The 16327-nt window shown below is 59.3% G+C and carries 13 protein-coding genes; 7 read left to right on the forward strand and 6 right to left on the reverse strand.

The window, feature by feature from the left end; genetic code table 11:
- Positions 1–65 precede the first annotated feature (65 nt).
- Both ydfG and RTN40_RS10015 read left to right on the forward strand, forming a co-directional pair.
- Positions 66–812: a bifunctional NADP-dependent 3-hydroxy acid dehydrogenase/3-hydroxypropionate dehydrogenase YdfG gene (gene ydfG, locus RTN40_RS10010; RefSeq protein WP_312228606.1), complete on the forward strand. Its 747-nt coding sequence runs from the start codon at positions 66–68 to the stop codon at positions 810–812.
- 90 nt (positions 813–902) lie between these two features.
- Positions 903–1589, forward strand: coding sequence for a GntR family transcriptional regulator (locus RTN40_RS10015; protein WP_312228321.1), 687 nt, complete (start codon positions 903–905; stop codon positions 1587–1589).
- A gap of 107 nt (positions 1590–1696) precedes the next feature.
- Here RTN40_RS10015 and RTN40_RS10020 read toward each other — a convergent pair whose 3' ends face one another.
- The 5 genes from RTN40_RS10020 to RTN40_RS10040 all read right to left on the reverse strand — a co-directional run bounded on the left by RTN40_RS10020 (position 1697) and on the right by RTN40_RS10040 (position 7464).
- A complete protein-coding gene (locus RTN40_RS10020; protein WP_312228322.1) occupies positions 1697–3157 on the reverse strand; it encodes a mannitol dehydrogenase family protein in 1461 nt (486 codons plus the stop codon).
- A gap of 163 nt (positions 3158–3320) precedes the next feature.
- Entirely contained in the window at positions 3321–4718 is a 1398-nt protein-coding gene (locus RTN40_RS10025; RefSeq protein WP_312228323.1) for an MFS transporter, read from the reverse strand.
- Positions 4719–4766: 48 nt separating this feature from the next.
- Positions 4767–5786: a Zn-dependent oxidoreductase gene (locus RTN40_RS10030; RefSeq protein ID WP_312228324.1), complete on the reverse strand. Its 1020-nt coding sequence runs from the start codon at positions 5784–5786 to the stop codon at positions 4767–4769.
- A gap of 13 nt (positions 5787–5799) precedes the next feature.
- A complete protein-coding gene (rspA, locus tag RTN40_RS10035; RefSeq protein ID WP_312228325.1) occupies positions 5800–7014 on the reverse strand; it encodes a starvation-sensing protein RspA in 1215 nt (404 codons plus the stop codon).
- Between the two features lie 108 nt (positions 7015–7122).
- Complete coding sequence (locus tag RTN40_RS10040) at positions 7123–7464, reverse strand: YnfA family protein (protein WP_312228326.1); 342 nt, start codon at positions 7462–7464, stop codon at positions 7123–7125.
- A gap of 90 nt (positions 7465–7554) precedes the next feature.
- Between RTN40_RS10040 and RTN40_RS10045 the strand changes: the two genes are divergently transcribed.
- Positions 7555–7896 carry a DUF1283 family protein gene (locus RTN40_RS10045; protein ID WP_312228327.1) on the forward strand — a complete coding sequence of 114 codons (342 nt, stop codon included), beginning with the start codon at positions 7555–7557 and terminating at the stop codon, positions 7894–7896.
- A gap of 2 nt (positions 7897–7898) precedes the next feature.
- On the opposite strand, the gene RTN40_RS10050 is transcribed toward RTN40_RS10045, so the two are convergent.
- On the reverse strand, positions 7899–8609 hold the full coding sequence (locus RTN40_RS10050) for a YnfC family lipoprotein (RefSeq protein ID WP_312228328.1): 711 nt from the start codon (positions 8607–8609) through the stop codon (positions 7899–7901).
- A gap of 258 nt (positions 8610–8867) precedes the next feature.
- Here RTN40_RS10050 and atzF point away from each other — a divergent pair, with 258 nt between their 5' ends.
- The 4 genes from atzF to urtA are packed head-to-tail and all read left to right on the forward strand — an operon-like array spanning position 8868 to position 16278.
- Positions 8868–10670, forward strand: a complete 1803-nt coding sequence (gene atzF / locus RTN40_RS10055; RefSeq protein ID WP_312228329.1) for an allophanate hydrolase — start codon at positions 8868–8870, stop codon at positions 10668–10670.
- Complete coding sequence (gene uca, locus RTN40_RS10060) at positions 10663–14283, forward strand: urea carboxylase (protein ID WP_312228330.1); 3621 nt, start codon at positions 10663–10665, stop codon at positions 14281–14283. Before atzF ends, uca begins: the two co-directional genes overlap by 8 nt.
- Positions 14284–14285: 2 nt before the next feature.
- Positions 14286–14972: a GntR family transcriptional regulator gene (locus tag RTN40_RS10065; protein WP_312228331.1), complete on the forward strand. Its 687-nt coding sequence runs from the start codon at positions 14286–14288 to the stop codon at positions 14970–14972.
- 34 nt (positions 14973–15006) lie between these two features.
- A complete protein-coding gene (gene urtA, locus RTN40_RS10070; RefSeq protein ID WP_312228607.1) occupies positions 15007–16278 on the forward strand; it encodes an urea ABC transporter substrate-binding protein in 1272 nt (423 codons plus the stop codon).
- Positions 16279–16327: the final 49 nt, after the last annotated feature.

The following is a 16327-nucleotide window of genomic DNA, read 5'->3' on the forward strand; positions in this document are numbered from 1 at the left end:
GTTTACCGCAGGCTCTTAACCCATGCTATCGTAATAACACACAAAAAGCGTTGAGGAACAGAATGATGATTATTTTAGTAACCGGGGCAACGGCAGGGTTTGGCGAAAGCATCACCCGCCGTTTCGTTGAGAACGGTCATAAAGTGATTGCTACTGGCCGTCGTCAGGAGCGTCTGCAGACCCTGAAGGATGAGCTGGGCGATAGCGTTCTGACCCTGCAATTAGACGTGCGCAACCGCGCCGCTATTGAACAGGCGCTAACCTCCTTGCCTGCCGAATGGCGCGATATTGACGTACTGGTCAACAACGCCGGTCTGGCGCTGGGTCTTGAGCCTGCCCACAAGGCCAGCGTGGAAGACTGGGAGACGATGATCGATACCAACAACAAGGGGCTGGTCTATATGACCCGCGCCGTGCTGCCGGGCATGGTGGAGCGCAACCGCGGCCACATTATTAATATCGGATCCGCAGCAGGCAGCTGGCCCTATGCGGGCGGTAACGTCTATGGCGCAACTAAGGCATTTGTGCAGCAGTTCAGCCTCAACCTGCGTACCGACCTGCACGGTACAGCAGTGCGCGTGACCAACATCGAGCCGGGTCTGGTAGGCGGAACCGAGTTCTCTAACGTCCGTTTCAAAGGCGACGACGATAAAGCGGGCAAAACCTACGAAAATACCAACGCGTTAAGCGCAGAGGATGTGTGCGAAGCCGTCTGGTGGGTAGCGACTCTGCCGAAGCACGTTAACATCAATACCCTTGAGATGATGCCGGTTAGCCAGACATGGGCTGGCCTAAGCGTTCATCGCGGCTGATATTTCCCTCCCGGCCTGCGGGCCGGGTATGGGATGCAGATCAAATAGATGGTATGGTAGGCCAGTTACTATTTTATTAAGCATGAGCGCATGGCCGTCGAAACCCACCTTAATCCTGTATTGCCCGTCAATCAGCAAATTTACCGTATCCTGCGTCAGGATATTGTGCACTGCCTGATCCCCCCCGGCACGCCGCTGTCGGAGAAAGAGGTGTCGGTGCGGTTTGACGTCTCGCGCCAGCCGGTTCGTGAAGCCTTTATAAAACTGGCGGAAAACGGCCTGATTCAGATCCGCCCCCAGCGCGGCAGCTATGTAAACAAGATCTCCATGACCCAGGTCCGCAACGGCTGCTTCGTTCGCCAGGCGATAGAGTGCGCCGTGGCCCGCCGGGCCGCGACGCTGATCACCGATAGCCAACGCTATCAGCTTGAACAGAACCTGCACCAGCAGCGGATCGCTATCGACCACAAGCAGCTCGATGACTTTTTCCAGCTCGACGACGAGTTTCACCAGAAGCTGGCCCTGATTGCCGACTGTCAGCTGGCGTGGGATACGGTTGAGAATATCAAGGCGACCATTGACCGGGTACGCTATATGAGTCTCGATCACGTATCACCTCCGGAGAAGCTGCTGCGCCAGCATCAGGCTATCTTTGACGCGCTGGCGAAGCGTGATGTCGAGGGCGTGGATAAAGCAATGACCGCGCATCTGGAAGAGATTGGCGAGACGGTACAGCTGATCCGCCAGGAGAACAGCGACTGGTTTAGCGAAGAGTAGTCATCGGCTGTGGTGAGATGTAGGCCGGGTAAGGCGTTAAGCCGCCACCCGGCGTAACGGGCTGATGCGGCTATGTCGAGCGGCGCTTCGCTTGCCCGACCTACAATTTAACGCTGAGCGTACTGCGCCACGGTAGCTTTCGCCCCCTGCGCCAGCAGCTGCTGATAGGCCTGTTGCACTTGATCCACAAAAGCACGCTCCTGCGGCAGCTCTTTGCCGAAGATCGCTTCAATCCCCAGCAGCGCTAAGACGCGGGATTCACCCTCTTCACTGCCGTTGACCACCTGTTGAATGGTCGATAGCAGCGGATCGCTGACCTCAATCGCCTGCCCTTGCTCATCTACGCCGCCGACGTAGCGCATCCAACCCGCCACGCCCAACGCCAACAGGGAGAAGTCACTTTTGTGCACCAGATGCCAGCGCACGGAGTCCAGCATACGTTGGGGCAGCTTCTGGCTGCCGTCCATAGCAATCTGCCAGGTGCGGTGGCGCAGCGCCGGGTTGCTGTAGCGGGCAATCAGCAGATCCGCATAGTGGGCCAGATCGACGCCCTGCACCTTCAGCGTCGGTGCCTGCTCATTTAACATCAGCGCATGGGCTGCGCGGCGGTAGTTTTCGTCCTCCATGCAGTCGTTGATGTGCTGATAACCCGCCAGATAGCCAAGATAGGCGAGGAATGAGTGGCTACCGTTGAGCATTCGCAGCTTCATCTCTTCGAACGGCACCACGTCAGCAACCAGCTCCGCGCCCGCCTTCTCCCACGCCGGGCGACCGGCCACGAAGTTATCTTCGATTACCCACTGACGGAACGGCTCGCAGGCTACGCCGGCCGGATCGCGCACGCCGGTCAGCTGCTCGATTTTATCGAGCGTATCGGCCGTGACGGCCGGAACGATACGATCCACCATGGTTGACGGGAAGGTGACGTTCTGCGCGATCCACTCACCCAGTTCCGCATTCACCGCCCGGGCGTAGGCGCAGACCACGTTGCGCACCACGTGGCCATTTTCCGGCATGTTATCGCAGGACATCACGGTAAAGGCTGGTAGGCCAGCGGCTTTACGGCGGGCCAGCGCTTCAACGATGACGCCCGGCGCGGATTTCGGCTGCTGTGGGTTTTGCAGATCGGCGACGATTAGCGGGTGATCGAGCATCAGCTCGCCGGTGGCCGGTGCATGGCAGTAGCCCTTCTCGGTGATGGTCAGAGAGACAATCGCCACCTGCGGCTCACACAGCGCGGCAAAGACGGTTTCCAGACCATCGACCTGAGCGTGCAGCGCGCGTTTCACTACCCCTACGACGCGCGCTGTCCAGGCGTCAGCGGACATCTCCGCCACGGTGTAGAGGTTATCCTGCTGTTTAAGATCGGCAATCTGCTGCTCGCCGCCAATCAGGTTGACCTCGCAGTATCCCCAGTCGCTGTTGTGCTCTGCCGCCAGGATGTCGGTGTAGACGCCCTGATGGGCGCGGTGAAATGCACCAAAACCTAAATGAACAATACGCGGAATGAGTTTGGAACGATCGTACTGAGGAAGTGTTGCTTTTGCTTCTAATAGCCGGTTTTCCATGATTAAGACTCGTTAATTGGTTGACTACACTGACTAGAATGGCAGTAGAGAAAAGATGCCGTCTGCAAGAAAGATACGTCAAGCGACGGCATTTATATTGATTTGTATTAACTTTTGCTTAATTGGTCTGATAACTTTAAAAGCTATCAGACCAAACTACCTGTTAATGACGGCGAGAGGATGCTGCAGCATAGGCGCTGTGATTGCCCAGCGAACCCTGTTTACCCTGCGGCTCAGCGGCGTCTTCCAAGGTGCTCAGATCGCGGTCGCGCACTTCTGGCATCAGGAATGCCGAGACCAGACCGATCAGGGAGTAGCAGATCATCATCGCCACGATTGGCCACCAGGAGCCGGTCATGTTACAGAAGATACCTGCCAGCACCGGGCCAAAGCCGACCGCGACCAGACCGCCCGCCTCTTTCGAAATCGCCATTCGCGTAAAGCGGTTACGGGAGCCAAACATCTCCGCCATGGTGATATTTTCCAGGGCGAACAGACCCAGCACGGCAAAGTTATGGATGATGATGATCGACAGCATAATCACGCCTGGGGTGTAGCTGTTATCCACGATAATCGACAGCATCGGGTAAGCGAGGATAATGGCCGAGATGTTCAGCAGGATATATGGCAGACGACGCCCAAACTTATCCGACAGCCAGCCCAGCAGCGGGATAGTAATAAACCCAAGGATAGAGCTGATCATCAGCGCATCGGTGGGGATGCTCTTATTGAACATCAGGGTCTGCACCAGGTAACCGGCGAGGAACGTCTGGATCAGGCCAGAGTTGCCTGCCTGGCCGAAGCGCAGACCGGTTGCCAGCCAGAAGGATTTGCTCTTGAACATCGCGCCCAGAGAGCTCTCCTGCGGATTGGCTTGCGCAGGAGCTTCCCCTTCGCTGACCTTTTCAAATACCGGGCTCTCCTTCAGGTTCATACGCAGCCAGATAGCGAAGATCATCACCACCACGCTCGCGAGGAACGGAATACGCCAGCCCCAGGCTACCAGCTCTTCCCGATCGAGGAAGAAGAACATCACTGCCCAGATAGCCGTGGCGCTTAGCGTGCCGCAGTTAGTGCCCATCGCTACCAGCGACGAGATAATGCCGCGTTTCCCTTTCGGGGCGTACTCAGCCAGCATGGTGCCCGCGCCGGAGATCTCAGCCCCCGCACCCAGCCCCTGAACGATACGCAGGGTAACCAGTAGGATCGGAGCAAAGATACCGATCTGCGCGTAGGTCGGCAGAACGCCGATTAAGGTGGTGCAGATCCCCATCATGGTAATGGTGATAAACAACACCTTTTTACGCCCAACCCGGTCACCCATTTTACCGAAGATAAATGCGCCGACGATGCGGGCAATATAGCCTGCGCCATAGGTCCCCATCGCCAGAATCAGCGCCATGGCGGCGGACTGCTCCGGGAAGAAGATCTCATGGAATACTAACGCCGCCCCCAGGGAGTAGAGCTGGAAGTCCATAAATTCCAGCGCGGTGCCGAGCCAGCCGGATACGGCCGCTTTCACCAGGTCTGAGGTCGATCTTTCATGTTGTGCTTGAGTCATAATGGCTATCTCTACAGGGTAAGATGTGGACCACGTATCGCAGTATTTTTATTCCCCGAACGTGAGCAGAACCTTGCAGCACTGCCGCTGGTCCTTCTCAAACAGTTCGATTGCGTCTGTGACGTGGTGATAGTCAAAAGCGTGGGTAATCAATTTATCTGGATCGATTAGCCCCTTCTCCAGCCAGCCGATGACGACCGGGAATTTATTCGCATTCAGGCGCGAGGAGAAGATCGACAACTCTTTGCCGGTGATCCCCTGCTGAACAATCTGGCTCGGCTCGCTTGAGAAGCCCATCATCACGATGCGCGCCGCAGGTGACGCCAGGCTCACGGCCTCCTGCAATATCGACGGGTGACAGGCAGCATCGATAATCAGCGTCGGCTTAACGCCCTTCTCTTCCAGCGCCTCCTGCAGCGATGCTTTACCGTTGTTGATTACCCAATCCGCGCCGCTTTTTTCCGCCATCGCCAGTCGCTCCTCAATGCGATCGGTGACAATAACCTGCTTAACGTTGTATACGCCCTTTAGCGCCTGAACAGTGGTCAGCCCCATCGGCCCTGCGCCATAAACCAGCGCCACGTCCTGCTCTGTGGGGCTGACATGCCCGGTGACCTGGGCGGCGATAGTGAACGGCTCGACCATCACGGCATGCTTATCGGGAATGGCGTCTGGAATAACCCAGGCATTTTTTGCCGGTACTGCCGCGTATTCGCTAAAACCGCCGTCACGATGCACGCCCAAGACTACCAGCGAGGTACAGACGTTGGGTTTACCAACGGAGCACGGGTAGCAGTGACCGCAGCTAATCACCGGATCGACGGAGACTCGCTCGCCAAGACGCGCCTCGTCAACGCCTTCGCCAACGGCGTCAACGACGCCGAAAAATTCATGGCCTATCACCCGTGGATATTTGGCAAACGGATTATGCCCGCGATAGATATGGCTATCAGAGCCGCAGATCCCGGCAAGTTTGATTTTGACCCGCACTTCCCCTGCCGCTGGCATGGGTACTGGACGCTCTTCAATGACCAGCTCGTTCGGTTTCTGGATAACAATGCTTTTCATCATCAGCTCCTCTTTACCAGTTCCACAGGGTGCCGTCTTCGAGGCGGGCGACCGGCAGATAGGCAGGATCGTAGGGGTATTTCGCCGCCAGCTTCTCGTCAAACTCAATGCCGAGGCCAGGCTTCTCGCCAGGGTGCATATAACCGTTGTCGAAGGTCCAGCTGTTCGGGAAGACTTCCAGCATCTGCTCGGAGTAGCCCATATACTCCTGCACGCCAAAGTTCGGCACCCACAGGTCGAAATGCAGTGCCGCCGCGTGGCAGATTGGCGAAAGATCCGACGGGCCGTGAGAGCCGGTACGCACCTGATAAAGCGAAGCGAAGTCGGCAATACGGCGCATGCCGGTGATGCCGCCCGCGTGGGTAATGGTGGTGCGGATATAGTCAATCAGCTGCTCTTCGATCAGCTGCTTGCAGTCCCAGATGCTGTTAAAGACCTCGCCCACGGCAATCGGCGTCACCGTGTGCTGGCGGATCAGGCGGAAGCACGCCTGGTTCTCAGCTGGCGTCGGATCCTCCATCCAGAACATGCGGAACTCTTCAATGCTTTTGCCAAAGCGCGCCGCTTCGATAGGTGTCAGGCGATGGTGCATGTCGTGCAGCAGATGCTCGTTGAAGCCAAATTTGCTGCGCACCGCGTCAAACAGCTTCGGCGTGAAGTCGAGGTACTTCTCCGTTGACCAGAGCTGCTCTTCCGGCCACTGGCCTTTGGTGGCAGGCTCGTAGGCCAGCCCTTTACCTTTAGACATGCCGTAGGTGGTTTTCATTCCCGGCACGCCGCACTGAACGCGGATGGCTTTGAAACCCATCTCTTTATGGCGGGCGTAATCCTCCAGCACGTCGTCAATGCTGTGGCCGGTGGTGTGGCAGTAGACCATCACTCCTTCACGGGAGGCGCCCCCCAGCAGCTGATAGAGCGGCATGTTGGCCGCTTTGGCTTTGATGTCCCACAGCGCCATGTCGATAGCCGAGATAGCGGACATGGTGACCGGGCCACGACGCCAGTAAGCACCCTTATAGAAGAACTGCCAGATATCCTCGATGCGGTGCGCATCGCGGCCAATCAGCTGCGGACAGAGGTGATCCTTCAGATAGGAGGCCACGGACAGCTCGCGTCCGTTCAGCGTGGCATCGCCCAGACCGACAATCCCCTCGTCGGTGGTAATTTTGAGGGTGACAAAATTGCGCCCCGGACAGGTAACAAATACTTCAGCCCCTACAATCTTCATCTTCTGATCCTTTACATCTCGGTTGTGATGCAGAGAATCTACGCAACTGAGCTACTACCATACAAGTATGATGATCTAAAAACCTTCGCTTGATCACAAAAAAAGGCGCTATGCGCGCCCCCATCCAGCCACGATAATCAGCATTCCGCAGAGTGCCACCAGCGCCCCGAGCCAGTCGTAAATGCTAAGTTTGACGCCATCCACCACCCGCAGCCAGATCAGCGCGGTGCAAACATAGACCCCACCGTAGGCGGCGTAAACGCGCCCGCTGGCCGCCGGATGCAGGGTTAACAGCCAGACAAAAGCCGCCAACGCGAGGCCGGCCGGGATCAGCAGCAGCGGGCTGGCTCCCCGCTTTAACCACAGCCAGGGCAGGAAGCAGCCGAGGATTTCGCACAGCGCGGTAATGAAAAAGAGCAGCGTGGTATTGAGAACGGCGATATTAAACATTAAAGATGACGGCCTTATATCGGCTAAGAAGAATGGTGTAGAATAGCCTTAGAAAAGAGCCACGTCTTCCTGGCGAACCGAGGAATAACAATGAACACGATCTTGAGTAAACGCCTCTGCCTGGCGGCTATGCTGACGCTGGGTGCAGGCATGATGAGTACCGCAGCCAACGCTGATACGAGTAAGCTTATCATTGAGTCCGGCGACAGCGCCCAGAGCCGCCAGCAGGCCGCAATGGATAAAGAGCAGTGGAACGATACCCGTAGCCTGCGCCACAAGGTGAACACGCGCGTGGAAAAAGAGTTTGATAAGACTGATGTGGCCTTTGATGCTCGTGATAACTGCCAGAAGAGCGCTAACGTCAACGCCTACTGGGAAGAGAATACCCTGCGCTGTCTCGACCGCCGTACCGGGCGGCCGATCGGGCAATAAGCTTAGTAGTAGGCGATGGTGTTTTTGATCGCGTATTGATGCTCAACGGCTGGGGTCACGCTTTCATCAACGATGGTCAGCGTGCAACTTACCGGGTTGTCGTGGCGATCGTATTCACAGGCCTGCTTCACGCTGCCGATAGGCTTATCGTTAAGCGTGCTGACGCCGGTATAGTCGAGCTTCTTGCGTCTGTCCGATGAGGGCGTTGATTCCACGGACAGATGCATCTCCTTACTGGTGGTCGACTTGCCGAGCGGGTAGCCCTCCGCATCGTACTGGTAGTTAATCTGCAACTCCTTGCCGCGTGCGAGCACGACAAAGCCCTTCTCATCCGTATCCCATGTCACGCCCGCCGAAGGAAACTCCGCCAACTGGCACTTACCCTGCAAACGCAGGCGCTTCTCATGGGTTACGGCATCGACATAGAAGTTGGCGTTCAGCACCAGCGCCAGTCCGGTGTTGTTATCTACATCGTGAAGCTCCAGGGTGTCAAAGCACCCCTCCTGCGAGAGCGTGCCGGTGACGCGCTTGGATACTTCACCCTTATCATTCAGCAGCGTCTGGCTAAAATCTTTCACCGGGCCACGCAGCGGGTCAAAGTCAAACTCATTAGAGAAGCTGGCCATCTCTGGCGTAAACGAAACCGGCGCTTTGCCGTCATCGCACCCGGCAAGCGCTGCCGCTACTGCCGCCAGCATTATTAGCTTTTTCATACATACCCCACGCATTGCACCGTATTAAAGCATCTTAGCAAATTCAGTGATTTATGAAACATCATCCCTTCGCATTAGCTTGCTAGTTGAGCTGTGACGAGGCGCACCTTTTTTGCTCAACGCTGCGCAGCCCAGGTGCAGCCATACGTTGTCTCCCACCGCACATTATTAAAATATTCTTATTAAACAATAGATTAAAAATTGGCACGGCGCTTGCTATTTGAATTCCAACTTGTATACCAGATGGAATTGCCCACTATGATAACAATGACCGGCCAGACCCTGAGCGGGTGGCAGCAGCAGATCCAGCAGCAGAGCAGCGACGTTTTATCCCTGCTGACGGCGCATCTGACGACCCTCTCTGCCGATGACAATGCATGGATTACCCTTGCCACCCCCGAGCAGATCGCCGCCCAGCTGGAGACATTAACACCCCGCTACCGGCAAAACCCGGCGGCGCTGCCGCTGTATGGCATCCCCTTTGCCGTTAAAGACAATATCGATGCGGCCGGGTTTCCCACCACCGCGGCCTGCCCGGCTTTCCGCTACATTGCCGAACAGGATGCCACTACCGTAGCCCAGCTTAAAGCCGCCGGGGCGATTGTTATTGGCAAGACCAACCTCGATCAATTCGCTACCGGTCTGGTGGGAACCCGCTCTCCGTGGGGAGCGGTGAGCAACAGCTTCAACCCGGACTACGTCAGCGGTGGCTCCAGCTCCGGTTCGGCGTCAGTGGTGGCGCGCGGCCTGGTGCCCTTCTCCCTCGGCACCGACACCGCTGGCTCCGGCCGGGTGCCCGCCGGATTTAATAACATCGTCGGGCTGAAACCCACCAAAGGCTGGTTCTCCGCCAGCGGCGTGGTTCCGGCCTGCCGCCTGAATGATACCGTGTCGGTGTTTGCCCTGACCGTTAGCGATGCCTGGACCATCGCCGGAGCGGCGGCAGGCTACGATGCCCGTGACGCCTACTCCCGCCACGTACCGACCACTGCCCCCGCCGCGCTGCCGGAGCGTCCGGTATTTGCCATTCCCGACACGCTGCAATTCTTCGGCGACGCCCAGGCCGAAGAGGCATGGGAGCGCGCCCTCGAGCAGCTGCGTATTTGTGGCGTAACGCTGAAAACCATCGACTTTACGCCGTTTGCGGAACTGGCCGCCCAGCTCTATCAGGGACCATGGGTTGCCGAGCGCACCGCTGCCGTGGGCGAGATAATCGACCGCCCTCAGGAGATGGATCCGACGGTATATCAGATCGTCGCCGGAGGCACTCGCTACAGCGCGGTAGAGGCGTACAAGGCCGAGTACCTGCGTGCCGAGCTGGCCCGTAAAATTCAGCAGACGCTGGCCGAGGTCGATGCGCTGGTGGTGCCTACCTCGCCAACCATCCGCACCAAAGAGGAGATGCAGCAGGAGCCGATCCGCTACAACTCTGAGTTTGGCACTTACACCAACTTTACCAACCTGGCGGATCTCAGCGCCCTGGCCCTGCCCGCACCGTTCCGCGCCGACGGCCTGCCTGCCGGGATCACCCTGCTTGCTCCCGCCTGGCACGATCGTGCTCTCGCCAGCTTCGGCATTCGCTGGCAGCAGCAGAGCGGTCTGCCTCTGGGGGCAACCGACACCCGGCTCCCCACAGGCGAAACGACGCTGCCCCTCTCCCAGGATCACGTGCGTGTCGCAGTCGTCGGGGCGCATCTGCGCGGCATGCCGCTTAACCACCAGCTGATTAACCGCAAGGCGGTGTTTGTCGAGACCAGCGAAACCGCCGCCTGCTACCGCCTCTACGCCCTTGCCAATACCCAGCCGGCGAAACCGGGTCTGGCCCGGGCCAGCAGCGGCGCATCCATTCAGGTCGAACTGTGGGATATCCCGCTGGCGCGCTTCGGTGAATTTGTTGCTGAAATCCCGGCTCCGCTGGGGATCGGCTCTCTGGAGCTGGCAGATGGCCGCTGGGTGAAAGGTTTTATCTGTGAGGGTGCGGCGCTTGGCGACGCGCAGGACATTACGGCTTACAAAGGCTGGCGGCACTGGCTCGCCAGCAAGGAGACCCAGCATGTTTGATCGCGTACTGATTGCCAACCGGGGCGAAATCGCCTGCCGCGCCATCCGCACCCTGCGTCGTCTGGGGATTGTGAGCATCGCCGTCTACTCCGACGCGGATAAAAACGCCGAGCACGTTAAGGCGGCGGATATCGCCCTGCCGCTGGGTGGAGAGAAGGCCAGCGACAGCTATCTGCGCATCGACAGCATTATCGACGCCGCTAAGCAAAGCGGCGCCCAGGCGATCTGGCCCGGCTACGGCTTTCTCTCTGAGAGCCTGGCCTTTGCCGACGCCTGCGAGCGGGCAGGTATTGTCTTTGTTGGCCCGACGGCACAGCAAATTGGCGAGTTCGGCCTTAAGCACCGGGCGCGCGAGCTGGCCGCCCAGGCGGGCGTGCCGATGACGCCGGGCACCGGCCTGCTGAACACACTCGACGAGGCGCTGCTGGCCGCACAGGAGATTGGCTACCCGGTGATGTTGAAAAGCACCGCCGGCGGGGGTGGGATCGGCTTGACCCGCTGCGCCAACGATGAGGCGTTACAGCAGGCGTGGGAGAGCGTCCGCCGTCTGGGCGAGCAGTTTTTCAGCGATGCGGGGGTGTTTATAGAACGCTGCATCGATCGCGCCCGTCACGTTGAGGTGCAGATTTTTGGCGACGGTCAGGGTAACGTGGTGGCGCTCGGCGAGCGCGACTGCTCTCTGCAACGCCGCAATCAGAAGGTCGTAGAAGAGACGCCCGCGCCGGGATTACCGGGTTCCACCCGTGCCGCGCTTCTCGCCTCCGCCGTTAAGCTGGGCGAGCTGGTGAACTACCGCAGCGCAGGCACGGTGGAGTATATCTACGACGCCGGGCAGGATGCGTTCTACTTCCTGGAGGTCAACACGCGCCTCCAGGTGGAGCATCCGGTCACCGAGTCCGTTACCGGTCTCGATCTGGTGGAGTGCATGCTGCGCGTTGCGGCAGGCGATGATATCGACTGGGAACGGCTCCAGCGCGCGCCGCAGGGCGCGGCGATTGAGGTGCGTCTGTATGCCGAAAACCCGCTAAAGAATTTCCAGCCAAGCCCCGGCGTATTGACCCACGTCAGCTTCCCGGAGAACGTACGCATCGACAGCGGCGTGACCACCGGCAGCGAGGTCTCCGCCTTCTACGATCCGATGATCGCCAAGCTGATCGTTCATGCGGATACGCGCGAGGCGGCCCTGCTCACGCTGCGTGAGGCACTGGACGCCACCCAGCTACACGGCATCGCTACCAACCTTGATTACCTGCGGCAGATCGTTGCCAGTGAGGCCTTTGTCCAGGGCAGCGTCTGGACGCGGATGCTCGACACCTTTACCCCCGCCATGGCGGCCATTGAGGTCGTGCAGCCAGGTACATGGAGCAGCGTTCAGGACTACCCCGGTCGTCCTGGCTACTGGGACGTCGGCGTGCCGCCCTCCGGCCCAATGGACGATTTTGCCTTCCGCCTGGCTAACCGCATTGTGGGTAACCACGCCTCCGCCGCCGGGCTGGAGTTTACCCTGCAAGGCCCGACGCTGCTGTTCCACAGCGACGCCACTATCGCCCTGACCGGAGCCGACTGTCAGGCGCATCTTGACGGCCAGCCGGTCGCGTACTGGCAGCCGGTCGCGGTGCAGGCCGGGCAGACGTTGGTGCTGGGCCGCGCCCACTCCGGCTGTCGCACCTATCTCGCCGTGCGCAACGGTATCGACGTGCCCTGCTACCTCGGTAGCCGGGCGACCTTCGCCCTCGGCCAGTTTGGCGGCCACGCCGGACGTACGCTGAAGGTGGCCGATCTGCTGCCTATCTCCCGTCCCGAGCTGGCCGCCTGCACTACGCCCGCGCCGGAGCGCGATCCGCAGCCGCTGGCCGCCGGGCTGATCCCGGAGTATGGGGAGAGCTGGCACATCGGCGTGCTCTACGGGCCGCACGGCGCGCCGGATTTCTTTACCCAGGGATCCATCGACGAGTTCTTCGCCAGCGAATGGCAGGTGCACTACAACTCTAACCGTCTCGGCGTACGCCTGACCGGGCCGAAACCCTCATGGACACGCCCTGATGGCGGCGAAGCAGGCCTGCATCCGTCTAACGTTCACGACTGCGAGTACGCCATCGGCGCGATCAACTTTACTGGCGACTTCCCGGTGATCCTCACTCGCGACGGTCCCAGCCTCGGCGGCTTTGTCTGCCCGGTGACCATCGCCAAAGCGGAGCTGTGGAAGGTGGGCCAGGTGAAGCCAGGGGATCGCCTGCGCTTCTACCCGATTAGCGTTGAGGAGGCGGTAGCCCTGGAGAAGGCCCAGCACCGCATCATTGAGACGCTGGAGCCTGCCCAGACGCTGCCGGCGTTTGCTACCCCATCGCTGGCGGATCGCGACGGGATATCCGCCGCCGCGCTGGTCTCTATTCCGGCCAGCGGCACAACGCCCGCTATCTGCTATCGCCAGGCGGGTGATAACTACATCCTGATTGAGTATGGCGAGAACGTCCTCGATCTTGCCCTGCGACTGCGCGTCAGCCTGCTGATGGAGCAGCTTCAGGCGCTGGCCCACCCTGGCATTAAAGAGCTTTCCCCTGGCGTGCGCTCGCTACAGATCCGCTACGACAGCCTCGTTATCAGCCAGTCATTGTTGGTGAAGATGCTGCTGGAAATAGAAGGCCGCCTGGGCGACGTCAGCGAGATGAAGGTGCCGTCGCGCATCGTCTGGATGCCGATGGCCTTTGAGGATAGCGCCACCCTCGGGGCGGTCAGCCGCTACCAGGATACGGTGCGGGCCAACGCCCCCTGGCTGCCGAACAACGTCGATTTTATTCAGCGCATTAATGGCCTGGCAGATCGTAACGCGGTTCGCGACACGATTTTCGACGCCAGCTACCTGATCCTCGGCCTCGGCGACGTCTATCTGGGGGCGCCCTGCGCCGTACCGGTGGATCCGCGCCACCGCCTGCTGAGTTCGAAATACAACCCGGCGCGGACTTTCACCGCTGAGGGCACGGTGGGTATTGGCGGGATGTATATGTGCATCTACGGCATGGACTCCCCCGGTGGCTACCAGCTGGTGGGCCGCACCCTGCCTATCTGGAACAAATTTCTGAAAAACAGCCAGTTTAAACAGGACGAGCCGTGGCTATTGCGCTTCTTTGACCAGGTCCGCTTCTATCCGGTCAGCGAGAAGGAGCTGGATCGCCTGCGGGATGATTTCCGCGAAGGGCGGGCCACCATCCGCATCGAGGAGATGGTATTCGACTACGCCGGGCATCTGCGCTTCCTTAATGAGAACGCAGCGGAGATTGCCCAGTTCCGCGAACGCCAGGCCACTGCCTTTAGTGAAGAGGTTACCCGCTGGCAGCTCGACGATCAGGCCCAGCCCGAGGAGATCGTACTGCCCGCAACAGACGCGGTGGACGACGGCGCGCTGGCGGTGAATGCCGACATGAACGGCAACATCTGGAAGGTGCTGGTTCAGCCCGGAGACGAGGTTATTGCAGGCCAGCCGCTGGTAATTGTTGAGGCGATGAAGATGGAGCTGGCGATCCACGCGCCGCAGGCGGGCCGCATTAAGCGTATCGGCTGCCAGCCGGGCCGCCCGGTAAGTCCTGGCGACGCGCTCCTGTGGCTTGAGCAGTGAGTATGGGCGGCAAGCCGGGGTTGGCGGAGCGCATCTATCGTGCGCTGAAGAATGAAATTTTCACGTTTCAGCTGATGCCGGGAGATCGCTTTAGCGAAAGCGAGATTGCCGGACGAATGGCCGCCAGCCGGACACCGGTGCGCCAGGCCCTCTACTGGCTGGAGCATGAGGGCTATGTAGAGGTGGCCTCGCGCAGCGGCTGGCAGGTAAAGCCGTTCGACTTCGCCTGGTTTGAGGCGCTATACGACCTGCGGATTGTACTGGAGCGCGAGGCGGTACGTCGCCTGTGCGGGATGCCGCCCGGCACCTGCGCCGAGCATCTCGCCCCGCTGATTGCATTTTGGGTGGATGCCCCGCCGCTGGCGGACGGGCTGGCGGTATCACCCTATGACGAGCAGTTCCACACCGCGCTGGTGGCGGCGACGGGCAACGGCGAGATGGCAAGGGTGCACATCGACCTGACGGAGAAGATACGTATTATTCGGCACCTCGACTTTACGCGGGACGATCGGGTGGCGGCTACCTATAGCGAACACGGGCGTGTGCTACGCGCCATTTTGACCCAGCAGACAGAGGAGGCGCAGCGGATCCTGACCGACCACATATTACAGAGCAAGGCGGTGGTCAGAAAAATCACACTACACAGGCTTCAGCAATCGCGGCTACCGCCGGTTTCATCGCAGGTATAACGTAATAATTTTCTTACACTTTTAGGGGTTAATGATGAAAAGACGTTCGTTAATGAAAGCCTTTGCCCTCTCCGCAACTATGGTCGGAATGGGGATCTCCTGGCAGGCGTGGGCTGCCGACACCATTAAGGTGGGCATTATGCACTCGCTCTCCGGCACCATGGCGATCTCCGAGACGCCGCTGAAAAACGTCGCGCTGATGACCATTGATGAGATCAACGCCAACGGCGGCGTGCTCGGGAAAAAGCTGGAGCCGGTGGTGGTCGATCCGGCCTCTAACTGGCCGCTGTTCGCTGAGAAAGCCCGCCAGCTTATCTCTCAGGATAAGGTCGCGGCGGTGTTTGGCTGCTGGACCTCGGTTTCGCGCAAATCCGTGCTGCCGGTGTTTGAGGAGCTGAACGGCCTGCTCTTCTACCCGGTGCAGTATGAGGGGGAAGAGATGTCACCGAACGTCTTCTACACCGGTGCAGCGCCTAACCAGCAGGCGATCCCGGCGGTAGAGTATCTGATGAGCGAGGACGGCGGCAGCGCCAAACGCTTCTTCCTGCTCGGCACTGACTACGTCTACCCGCGCACCACCAATAAGATCCTGCGTGCCTTCCTGCACAGCAAAGGCGTACAGGATAAAGATATCGAAGAGGTCTATACCCCGTTCGGCCACAGCGATTACCAGACCATCGTTGCCAACATCAAGAAATTCGCCGCGGGCGGCAAGACCGCCGTGGTCTCTACCATTAACGGCGACTCCAACGTGCCGTTCTATAAGGAGCTGGCCAACCAGAGCATCAAAGCTACCGACGTGCCGGTAGTGGCCTTCTCGGTGGGCGAGGAGGAGCTGCGCGGCATCGACACCAAGCCGCTGGTAGGCCATCTGGCGGCGTGGAACTACTTCCAGTCCGTAGATAACTCAACCAACGCTAAATTTGTGGCCGACTACAAGGCCTATGCCAAAGCACATAACCTGCCGAACGCCGATACCGTAGTGACCAACGATCCGATGGAGGCCACCTACGTCGGGCTGCACATGTGGGCCCAGGCGGTAGAGAAAGCGGGCACCACCGACGCCGATAAGGTACGCGCCGCGATGGCCGGACAGACTTTCAAGGCACCGGACGGCTTCACCCTGACCATGGATCAAACCAACCACCACCTGCACAAGCCGGTGATGATCGGTGAGATCGAAGATAACGGCCAGTTCAACGTCGTCTGGCAGACCGAACAGCCGGTCCGCGCCCAGCCGTGGAGTCCGTTTATCGCCGGTAACGATAAGAAACCGGATACGCCGGTGAAATCTACCGGGCAGTAAGTCGAGCGCCCGGCGGCATGGGCTGCCGGGCAATATCTCCACCAGCAGA

This window comes from Pseudescherichia sp. (assembly GCF_031987975.1).
GTDB lineage: Bacteria > Pseudomonadota > Gammaproteobacteria > Enterobacterales > Enterobacteriaceae > Pseudescherichia.

Excerpts from the sequence above, each read along its gene's own strand:
- ydfG (WP_312228606.1), top strand. The coding sequence starts at position 66 with ATGATTATTTTAGTAACCGGGGCAACGGCAGGGTTTGGCGAAAGCATC.
- RTN40_RS10015 (WP_312228321.1), top strand. The coding sequence starts at position 903 with ATGGCCGTCGAAACCCACCTTAATCCTGTATTGCCCGTCAATCAGCAA.
- RTN40_RS10020 (WP_312228322.1), bottom strand. The coding sequence starts at position 3,157 with ATGGAAAACCGGCTATTAGAAGCAAAAGCAACACTTCCTCAGTACGAT.
- RTN40_RS10025 (WP_312228323.1), bottom strand. The coding sequence starts at position 4,718 with ATGACTCAAGCACAACATGAAAGATCGACCTCAGACCTGGTGAAAGCG.
- RTN40_RS10030 (WP_312228324.1), bottom strand. The coding sequence starts at position 5,786 with ATGAAAAGCATTGTTATCCAGAAACCGAACGAGCTGGTCATTGAAGAG.
- rspA (WP_312228325.1), bottom strand. The coding sequence starts at position 7,014 with ATGAAGATTGTAGGGGCTGAAGTATTTGTTACCTGTCCGGGGCGCAAT.
- RTN40_RS10040 (WP_312228326.1), bottom strand. The coding sequence starts at position 7,464 with ATGTTTAATATCGCCGTTCTCAATACCACGCTGCTCTTTTTCATTACC.
- RTN40_RS10045 (WP_312228327.1), top strand. The coding sequence starts at position 7,555 with ATGAACACGATCTTGAGTAAACGCCTCTGCCTGGCGGCTATGCTGACG.
- RTN40_RS10050 (WP_312228328.1), bottom strand. The coding sequence starts at position 8,609 with ATGAAAAAGCTAATAATGCTGGCGGCAGTAGCGGCAGCGCTTGCCGGG.
- atzF (WP_312228329.1), top strand. The coding sequence starts at position 8,868 with ATGATAACAATGACCGGCCAGACCCTGAGCGGGTGGCAGCAGCAGATC.
- uca (WP_312228330.1), top strand. The coding sequence starts at position 10,663 with ATGTTTGATCGCGTACTGATTGCCAACCGGGGCGAAATCGCCTGCCGC.
- RTN40_RS10065 (WP_312228331.1), top strand. The coding sequence starts at position 14,286 with ATGGGCGGCAAGCCGGGGTTGGCGGAGCGCATCTATCGTGCGCTGAAG.
- urtA (WP_312228607.1), top strand. The coding sequence starts at position 15,007 with ATGAAAAGACGTTCGTTAATGAAAGCCTTTGCCCTCTCCGCAACTATG.